12 protein-coding genes and 1 tRNA gene are annotated in these 9,016 nt (G+C 58.1%); 8 read left to right on the forward strand and 5 right to left on the reverse strand.

What is annotated here, in order from left to right:
• Positions 1-332: 5'-nucleotidase (locus tag A3730_RS20930; RefSeq protein ID WP_197477556.1), on the reverse strand; the 332-nt coding region annotated here is incomplete at its 3' end.
• A 327-nt stretch (positions 333-659) separates the two neighbouring features.
• Between A3730_RS20930 and A3730_RS20935 the strand changes: the two genes are divergently transcribed.
• A complete protein-coding gene (locus tag A3730_RS20935; RefSeq protein ID WP_063518598.1) occupies positions 660-1,286 on the forward strand; it encodes a hypothetical protein in 627 nt (208 codons plus the stop codon).
• Between the two features lie 104 nt (positions 1,287-1,390).
• Here A3730_RS20935 and A3730_RS20940 read toward each other — a convergent pair whose 3' ends face one another.
• Both A3730_RS20940 and A3730_RS20945 read right to left on the reverse strand, forming a co-directional pair.
• Positions 1,391-1,723 (reverse strand): hypothetical protein, encoded by a 333-nt coding sequence (locus A3730_RS20940; RefSeq protein WP_063518605.1) that lies wholly within the window; start codon positions 1,721-1,723, stop codon positions 1,391-1,393.
• Positions 1,724-1,775: 52 nt separating this feature from the next.
• Positions 1,776-2,453, reverse strand: coding sequence for a hypothetical protein (locus tag A3730_RS20945; protein WP_063518599.1), 678 nt, complete (start codon positions 2,451-2,453; stop codon positions 1,776-1,778).
• Positions 2,454-2,638: 185 nt separating this feature from the next.
• Between A3730_RS20945 and A3730_RS20950 the strand changes: the two genes are divergently transcribed.
• The gene (locus tag A3730_RS20950) at positions 2,639-3,403 is read left to right on the forward strand and encodes a DUF3108 domain-containing protein (protein WP_231884007.1); all 765 of its coding nucleotides are present in this window, start codon (positions 2,639-2,641) and stop codon (positions 3,401-3,403) included.
• On the opposite strand, the gene A3730_RS20955 is transcribed toward A3730_RS20950, so the two are convergent.
• The gene (locus tag A3730_RS20955) at positions 3,340-3,831 is read right to left on the reverse strand and encodes a DUF2489 domain-containing protein (protein WP_063518601.1); all 492 of its coding nucleotides are present in this window, start codon (positions 3,829-3,831) and stop codon (positions 3,340-3,342) included. The genes A3730_RS20950 and A3730_RS20955 overlap by 64 nt on opposite strands.
• 230 nt (positions 3,832-4,061) lie before the next feature.
• Between A3730_RS20955 and A3730_RS20960 the strand changes: the two genes are divergently transcribed.
• From A3730_RS20960 to mtnC, 5 genes are all read left to right on the forward strand, one after another.
• The gene (locus A3730_RS20960) at positions 4,062-4,526 is read left to right on the forward strand and encodes a hypothetical protein (RefSeq protein ID WP_063538840.1); all 465 of its coding nucleotides are present in this window, start codon (positions 4,062-4,064) and stop codon (positions 4,524-4,526) included.
• On the forward strand, positions 4,504-5,565 hold the full coding sequence (gene mtnA / locus A3730_RS20965; protein WP_063521496.1) for an S-methyl-5-thioribose-1-phosphate isomerase: 1,062 nt from the start codon (positions 4,504-4,506) through the stop codon (positions 5,563-5,565). Before A3730_RS20960 ends, mtnA begins: the two co-directional genes overlap by 23 nt.
• Positions 5,558-6,193 (forward strand): methylthioribulose 1-phosphate dehydratase, encoded by a 636-nt coding sequence (locus A3730_RS20970; protein WP_063521497.1) that lies wholly within the window; start codon positions 5,558-5,560, stop codon positions 6,191-6,193. The genes mtnA and A3730_RS20970 overlap by 8 nt, the downstream gene beginning before the upstream one ends.
• 61 nt (positions 6,194-6,254) lie before the next feature.
• Positions 6,255-6,800 (forward strand): acireductone dioxygenase, encoded by a 546-nt coding sequence (locus tag A3730_RS20975; RefSeq protein WP_063518736.1) that lies wholly within the window; start codon positions 6,255-6,257, stop codon positions 6,798-6,800.
• Between the two features lie 67 nt (positions 6,801-6,867).
• On the forward strand, positions 6,868-7,548 hold the full coding sequence (mtnC, locus tag A3730_RS20980) for an acireductone synthase (RefSeq protein ID WP_063521498.1): 681 nt from the start codon (positions 6,868-6,870) through the stop codon (positions 7,546-7,548).
• On the opposite strand, the gene A3730_RS20985 is transcribed toward mtnC, so the two are convergent.
• Positions 7,545-8,711 carry a methyltransferase gene (locus A3730_RS20985; RefSeq protein WP_063521499.1) on the reverse strand — a complete coding sequence of 389 codons (1,167 nt, stop codon included), beginning with the start codon at positions 8,709-8,711 and terminating at the stop codon, positions 7,545-7,547. The two genes, mtnC and A3730_RS20985, sit on opposite strands and share 4 nt — an antisense overlap.
• A 154-nt stretch (positions 8,712-8,865) precedes the next feature.
• Between A3730_RS20985 and A3730_RS20990 the strand changes: the two genes are divergently transcribed.
• A tRNA-Pro gene (locus A3730_RS20990) sits at positions 8,866-8,942 on the forward strand.
• Positions 8,943-9,016: the final 74 nt, after the last annotated feature.

Here is a 9,016-nt window from a genome sequence, read left to right on the forward strand (position 1 = left end):
GGGCTCTCACCACTGGCAAACGCCGCACGTGTAATAGGCAGCCCATAATGGGCTATGGAGTTAAACACCCGCAGCCCGGTATCCGAGCTGTTGCGCGACAGAAGAATGACTTCGACTCGTCCTTTGCCCTGCTCAAGATCGTTAATCGCCAGAAGCTTCTGCACCAGCGGAAAAGCATCCCCCGGTTCCAGCAAATCATCCTCGTGCTGAACCTGGTAGTCCTGAAAGGCTTCCAGCCCCTCTTCCAGATAAACCCGGTGACTGTCGGAAAGATTGAACAAGGCCCGTGAGCTGATCGCGATGACTAACTTGCCATCGAAAGTTACCGGCATAATTCCCGTCTCGATCATGGTTGATGATGCTCAGTATCCAGCCCCACTGCTAAAACCGCAACGCCATGCTGATACGCGGGATGATTGGCGCTCAATGCCTGACAGAAAACCACGCGCCAGATAAAAGGTGGTAGCGAACCGAGGGGGGAGCTGCCCCGTCCCTCCCCTACTTGCCCGGCACGTCCGGCATCTGATAATTGATCAATGGTTGTTCAACGTTCATATGTGGCATAAAGTTGCAACGGCAAGTGCGTTGATCTGGGCCAGCGCTCATCCCGAGCCCGTTGGCCATTAACGAAATAATCCGTAGGGGAAAGGGAGTCATCCATGGCTGCTAGCAAGGTGAAAGATACCGTCGAGGAACTTCAGGCTCAGATTCGCAAGCTGGCTGAGCGCTTCGACAAGGAACGTGAGAAGCAGATCGCACAGTTGGAAAAGCAACTGGATAAAGTGCGAGACAGCCTCAACCAGCAACTGAAGCGCCAGCGCGAATATTTCGCCAAGCTGGAAAAACTCCAGGCCGAGTACCGTGAAAAGGCCACCAGCACCGTAAAACGTCAGCTTGACCGCGCCCGCAAAACGGCAGACGAAACCCGCAAACAGGTGGATGATTCCGAAGCCCGCAAGCGCATTCTGGAAACCGAGGTCAAGGTTCTTAAGGCCACCGCCAAGCAGGCCCACAGCCTGGCACGCGTGATCGGCCAGTACGAAAAGGACCTGGAAAAGCGCGCCAAGGAAATCGAGCGCAAGGTAGCGCCAAAGAAAGCGGCGAGCAAAAAAGCCCCGGCCAAGAAAAAGGCCGCAGCCAAGAAAGCGCCCGCTAAAAAAGCCGCTACCAAGAAGGCACCGGCCAAGAAGAAAGCTACCGCCAAGAAAGCAGCAGCAAAGAAGGCTCCCGCTAAAAAGGCGGCGGCGAAGAAAGCACCAGCTAAAAAGGCGCCTGACGCGTCTTGATTCTGGCCTCCATAAAAAAACCGCCTTCATGGCGGTTTTTTTTATGGCTGTTCACAGCCAGGAAATCGGTACCTTCCGAACCTCGCCGCATCCGGACACAGATTTCACCTGGTGCCCGGCGTTCCGAGCAATGGCTCCATCCCCGCCAGATAGCGAATCTGATGTTGATCGGTGTCACCGACCAGTTCGCGCAGATTTGAATAGGTCCGCAACCCGATTCGGTAGGCCTGCCCTGCCCGCTGGCAGCTTACCACTTCAGCAGAGACCCGTCGCAGGATCATGCCAGGCGAATAAAGATCAAGCTGCAGAATGCTGCCATTACTGAACTTGATTGGGGAGGTCAGGCCGATACCGTAGCGGTTATAATCAAGCGCCTTGGCCCGGGCAATGAAGCGCCACCCGCCAAACAGCCGGTAGCGATAGATGTCGATACGCATTTGCGTGTTGATTCGTGCCAGCTTGCGGCGGTTTGCGCCGCGCGTTTCCCTGCTATCCATCATCGAACCGTATAAGCATGTTGTCGAAGTAATTGACCACCGCCTTCCTGGCGTTGGTATCCATGGCTGTCAGGCCTTTGTGTGTTGCCGTGGCCGCAGCTTTACATATTGTAACACGAGCAGCAGACACAAGGGCACGGTTTACCCTGCCCAGCTGCAGACAGGAAACGGAATTATCCATAAAGTTTACCACTGCGCCCTCATTGATCGCCTGCATGACACCCAATAATGCCTCTATCTGCCCGTCGCCTTGCTGATACTCAAGAAACACCATGGACGCTTTTTCCGCCACGGCCGGATCCAACGGGTACGCCGCGTAAACCCTGCCGTTTAAGGTCTTTCTCAGGCTCCGGAAATAGCCGGCCAAGGCTTGCTGTTCTGCTACCGTGGTATTGCGAATCAGCCGTCCGACCAGGCTGTCGGCAGCCCGGTTAATCACCCTCATTGCCCCCAGAATCAGACGGGCCGCCGCGCCCTGTGTATTTGCGGCTTCGATGGGCCCCTTGAAGTAAACGGCTAACACAACATCAACAAACTCGGTGACCAGTAGCTCCAGTTCCGCAACATGGGAGGCTCCCGGCTCCCTCTCACATTGGTTCAGATACGCATCAAGGGCATCGCGCAGTGGCGCCGGGGCGGGAAAGGCGACGTGCAGGGTATTTTCATCCATACTTGAGAGACCGTATTAACAAAACGTCGGGGGCGGCTGAATACGCCTTTGTGCTTGAACCCGAAACACAACTGTCAGCAATCACAGGCACAGTTATGTTTACTGGCTCACCGTGGTTTGCCAGGAAGACACCGGAAAGCACATGGCAGTTTCACTGCCTCCAACAAAGCAGGAACACAGGGAAAGTGGCGAATCATACTGGAATATTCTCGCCGGGACGGCTGCTGTACTGCCTGGCTTTTATGGCGTGCCAGCCATTGGCCGCTCAGGAACCTTTTCCCGCCGAACTGCGGCCCGCTGAGGGCACTTACCGGGTAGTGGTCAATGGCATTCCTGTGGGTCTAAGCGCCACTATTCGCCTGGAAAAAGCCGAGCCAGGTTATCGTCTGCATTTCACTGCCCGCAACCGGCTATTCAGCCACGAAGAAAGCGCCCATTTCGACTGGCATAACTGCGAGGCCACCCCCTATCACTATCAACATGCCAGCACAGGCTTCGGGATGCAGCGGGGCGGCGAAATCCGCTTCGACTGGGACGCGGAACAAGCACTGGGCAGCAAGGCCACCTATGCACTGGCAGCGAACACCCTGGATGCACTCAGCGTAGCCATGGTTGCACGCTGCCATATGGCAAACGGCGATACCGCATTCAGTTATGCCGTTGCTGAGCCTGATGGAATGACTGACTACCACTATCAATCACTGGGCACGGAAGCACTGGAAACGCCTGCAGGGACCTGGCAGGCAACGGGGCTTGAGCGGGATTATGCAGAACGCGGCCGCCATTCCGAATTCTGGGCCGCCCGCGAACTGGATTACTTCATGGTGCGCATGGACCACCGGGAAAACCCGTTCATTCGCGGCCGCATCGAACTAACCGACTTCCGCTATCTGGATACACCCGAGAGCAGCACCGAACGCCAGGACGGCAACACCGTTACCAGCCGCTGAACCGCATCACCGACAACAGCGGCCTGCTCCTCCTCAAGCTGCCACCGGTAATTGTCCTGGTTATGACGGGCGCGGGCGGTCAGTCCGTCACGATTCTCTCCCCGGTCGAACTGCTGGCATGTCTCTGCAAATTGATGGATTGCCGCCACGTCCACTTTAGGCGCAATATCCGCCGGCAGGCTATCCAGCAAGGCACTGATACGAATGGCTGCCTCACTCAGTTCGACTTGTTTCTGATCAACCGCACGGCAGAGCACCTCAAGGCTATCGAGTATCTGCGTGTACTTCGCGGCACTTCGGCCCTCCTCCCCCAGAATCAGGGCTTTGCGGTGGCGCGCCATCCAGACTTTCCAGACCAGCAAACCGAGCACGGCGCCAATCAACAGTCCGATAACGATTGCCAGTACTACCTGCCCGGCCATGGCCATATCGAATTCTCCCGGAAGACGTGATCGAACCCTCCAGGGGCACACGCCTTCATCGATTATTTATCTTGGCGCCAAGTCGGCAGTTACCACTGCTGATGCTCAACACGGAAATGACAAATTTGCTTCATGAATAACGCATCATATCCACGTAACCATGATTGAAAATTGCCTGTCATCGCGCCATTGTACGTTCCACTGAGCGTACGTTCACACTATTCTCCGGAGGCCTATTGAACGCTGACCTGCCCGGGTGGCTCGCGCCACTGGCACAACAACTGGAACCCTGGTTGCCCGCACTGACTATCACCGGGGTGGTCATGGCTGTGGCGTCACTGGTGGCGCTTCCCTGGTTCCTCGTTCGGATACCGGAAAACTATTTTACCCAGGCGTATTCTCCGCACCAGAACCGGGGAGTCATTGCCTGGCTGGTGTGGCTGTTGCGCAACCTGCTGGCCATATTGTTGCTGTTCGCCGGCATCCTCATGCTGATCCTTCCCGGGCAGGGTCTGCTGACCCTTTTGATTGCCATCATGACCAGTACTTTTCCGGGGAAATACCGTTTGGAACGCGCTATCATGCGCCGCCCCGGGGTCTTCCGGGCCGCAAACTGGATCAGGGGCAAGTACCATCGCCGCCCGCTGGAGCACCCGGACGCATTCAAGGAGCCCACCCATGGCCATTACCCCCGCGGTTAATAGCGCCGCCATTCGCTGGCACGGCGATCGCCTGCAGTTACTGGATCAACGCCACCTGCCTGCAGAGACCCTGTGGCTGAATATTCTCGACAGCCAGCAAGCGGCGGATGCCATTCGCGATATGGTCGTGCGAGGCGCTCCGGCCATCGGCATCACCGCCGCCTACGGGCTGGCCCTGGAAGCCCAGCGGTTGGGCGATAGCGCTACCCTGGCCTCGCTACAGAATGCCATTGCCTGCCTGGCAGCCAGCCGCCCCACCGCCGTCAACCTGTTCTGGGCACTGGAACGATTGCAACGTGTGGCCGGCGACCTTCAGGGCAACGCCTTGTGCCAGGCGTTAACGGACGACGCAGAGAGCATTCACCGCGAAGACCTGGCCGCCAACCAGGCCATGGGCGAATTTGGGGCCGACCTGCTCCCTGATGGCGCCACCGTTTACACCCACTGCAATACCGGCGCCCTGGCCACCGGCGGGCATGGCACCGCCCTGGGCATCATTCGCAGCGCATGGGCCCGTGGGCAACTAGCGGGGGTCTATGCCGGTGAAACCCGGCCCTGGTTGCAAGGCAGCCGCCTGACCAGCTGGGAGCTGCTCAATGATGGCATTCCGGTAACACTGGTCGCCGACAGCTGTGCAGGCCAGCTTATGCAGCAGGGAAAAATTCAGGCGGTTATCGTCGGGGCCGACCGGATCACCGCCAACGGTGATACCGCCAACAAGATCGGCACCTATAACCTGGCCGTACTGGCGCAGCACCACCAGATTCCCTTCATTGTCGCCGCCCCCGTTTCCACGCTGGACCCCGCCCTGCCCGATGGTAGCCACATTATGATTGAACAGCGCGATGGCAACGAAGTGCGCGCCATTCAAGGCAAACCGGTGGCCCCGGATAACTGCCCGGTGTACAACCCCGCTTTCGATGTCACCCCCGCTGCGCTGATCACCGCCATCGTCACCGAACAGGGCGTCATCCATCACCCGAATACGGAAAAACTCAAGGCCCACCTAAGCCAGGCAAAGGATCGCCGCCATGACTGATCGCCCCTACTCCACCAGCGCATTCCGTGACGCCGCCCGCGCCCTGGCCGCCACCGGGCAACGCATTTATGCCAATGGCTGGTCCCCGGCCACTAGCAGTAATTACTCCCAGCGCCTGAATGCGGACTTTGCTGCGGTGACCCAATCCGGCAAGGACAAGGGCCTGCTCCGTGAAACCGACATCATGGCCGTAGACATGGAGGGTCAACCGGCTTCCGCCGGCAAACCCTCGGCCGAAACCCTGTTGCATACCCAGCTCTACCGTTTTGATGCCAACATTCAGGCGGTGCTGCATACCCACAGCCACGCCACCACGGTGCTGACCATGCACTGGCCTGCCAACAGCATTACGCTGGAAGGCTATGAGCTGCTCAAGGCCCTGGAAGGCATTACTACCCATGACAGCCGGCTGACCATTCCCGTCTTTGAGAACACCCAGGATATCGCCGCCCTTGCCGCCCAGGTGGACAAGGAAATGCGCGCCGGTCATATCAGCCATGCCTATTTGATTCGTGGTCATGGCCTGTACACCTGGGCGCAGGACCTGCCGGCCTGCTACCGTCAACTGGAAGCACTGGAAACCCTGCTGGCCATTGAGCTGGAATGCCGCCGCCTGCGAGGATGCTGACGCACCCGGCAAGACGACAAGACAGAACGCACAAAGAGAGAACTGATAAAGAGGTGTCGCCATGCACAGCGAACTGAAAGTCTTTTCCGACCAGGCACCCGAAGTGCTGGAACAACATCACACCGACAAGGCGGCCATGGCGCGGGTGCTGGCCAGTGCCGGGGTACGCTACGAACAATGGCAAGCCAACCAGCCGTTATCCGAAAGCCCCCGGCAGGATGAAGTGATTCAAGCGTATCAGGCAGACATTAACCGCCTGATCGCCGATGAAGGCTACCAGACCGTGGATGTGGTCAGCATGGTGCCGGACCACCCGGACAAGGCCGCCTTCCGTCAAAAGTTTCTGGAAGAACACCGGCACAGCGAAGACGAAGTACGCTTTTTCGTGGAAGGCCAGGGACTGTTCACCCTGCATATCAATGGCAAGGTCTACGAAGTGCTGTGCACCAAAGGTGACCTGATCAGCGTCCCCGCCAATACACCGCACTGGTTCGATATGGGCCCGGCCCCCCGTTTTGTGGCCATTCGCCTGTTCAACAACCCGGACGGCTGGGTGGCCAACTTTACCGGCAGCGACATTGCCCAGCGCTTCAACCGGCTGGGCTGACGCAACCACCGATATACAGCCAATTCCTTAGCGTGCAAGCACGCTCACACAGCAGGGCTAGACATTCATGATCAACGCCATCATCACTGACATCGAAGGCACCACCAGTAGTATTGCGTTTGTGAAAGACGTGCTGTTTCCCTATGCCGCCAAGCAGTTCCCCGCCTTTCTCCATTCCCACTGGGACGATCCATCGGTACAGGAACAAATTCAGGCCGCCGAAGCCGAGGCCGGCGAATCCCTGGGTAACCCGGAGCAAGCCAGTGCCCTGTTCCGCCGATGGATTGAGCAAGACCGTAAAGCCACACCGCTAAAGGCCCTGCAAGGCATGATCTGGAAGGCCGGCTATGAAAACGGTGATTACACCGCTCACCTGTACCCGGACACCGCCCCGGCCCTGAAAAAGTGGCACGACAGTGGTCTGCCCTTGTACGTGTACTCTTCCGGGTCCATCGCCGCCCAAAAACTGTTCTTCGCGTACAGCGATGCCGGCGATCTCACCGGCCTGCTATCCGGTTATTTCGATACCACCACCGGCCCCAAACAGGCCGCCGACAGCTACCGAAAAATCCAGCAGAACATTGGCCACCCTGCCAACACCTTGCTGTTTTTATCTGATATCGAAGCAGAGCTGGATGCCGCGGCTGAAGCAGGCTTTCACACCTGCCTGCTGGACCGTGAACAGGCCGGGCTGGAAAGTCGACACCCGGTGGTCAGTGATTTCAGCCACATCAACTTTCCGGATTAAGGCAGCGGTTGCTGGCAACGCCACACCACAAACTTGGCGTTGCTGGCCAATACCGTCACCGACCCGAATCGACGGGAAAGCAGCTTGTGGTAGCCCAGATGGCGATTACCGATAACCCGTAATTCGCCGCCCGGAGCCAGGGCTCGTGCCGCCTGATTAAACAGCCGCCGGGCCACATGATCACCAACCACATGCCCGTCATGAAAAGGCGGATTCAACAGAATGCAGTCGAAATCATTCTCCAGCCCCACCAGACCATCGCCATGGTGAAAGCGGCACTGCCTATCGGGAAAGTAGCGCGACACATTGTCACGGGCGCTTTCCAGTGCCAGCCAGGACTCATCACAAAACGTCATTTGAACACCGGGACTGGCCTGCAATGCTGCCAACCCGATCACCCCGTTGCCACACCCCAGATCTACCACCCGTGAGCCCGCTGGCAACGACTGCGGCAGGTGATCCAGGAAGAAGCGCGCGCCAATATCCAGCTGCTGCTGGGCGAATACGCCGGCATGCACGTTTAATTGCCAGTCCCCTGCTTTGATCTTGCTGGGGAAATCGGTGTCAGCCAGAACCTGCCCCGGGGTCTGTGCACTGAACAAACGGGCTTTCTTCCAGCCGTACTCGGCACGACCGTTACCCAGATAACGTTGCAGCAATGACACCAGCTGCCGGGGCAAGTGCTTGTCCATGCCTGCCAACCACACAGGAACGCCCTGCGGAAGATGCCGGCTGAGCCAGTGCAACTGGCACTCCAGCAGCGCAACGGACTTGGGGACACGCATAATGACCTGATCCGGGGCCTGTCCCGGCGGATCGAAGGGCCACAAAAACGGCATTGCCAGTGTCAGGCCATTATCCTCGGCATTGGCCAGAGTGGCGGCCTGGCTCATAAAGGAATCGCCGCTGCTTTCCACGCACGCACACCCCGCCGGGGTCGCTTGCTGTAACGCCAATGCCAATGCGCCCTGCTGATCATTCAGCACCAGGGTTCTTGCGCCGGCCTTTGCGGCTTCATCTGCTTTCGATACAGGCAGGCCGCGTTCTGCCAACGTATTGAGCAGGTACAGATCCGCATTATCCCAGGCCTGTAAGGTCTCATTGCGCCGGCGCGGCCAGCGCTGCAATGCAAGCTGGCCCCAGGGGTGAAGGAAAGCTGTCATTCGGGTCCTTTCATAGAGAAATACATGGGCGAAATACCTGCGGGCGCGCATTTTGCCCGCTGATCGCCGGATTGGCCAGAAACTGCTCAACCACGCATGCCTGCCGCATTTAGGTATGGCATTTTCTGAATTGGCTGCTAGAATGCGCAGCCATCGGAGTATAGCTCAGCTTGGTAGAGTACTACGTTCGGGACGTAGGGGTCGCAGGTTCGAATCCTGCTACTCCGACCAGATAAGCCCCTGAAATAAGGGGGCAGCAAAAAGGCCGCGAAAGCGGCCTTTTTCGTTTCAGGTCCATTCAGGGC

The sequence above is a fragment of the Alcanivorax sp. HI0044 genome (assembly GCF_001634945.1).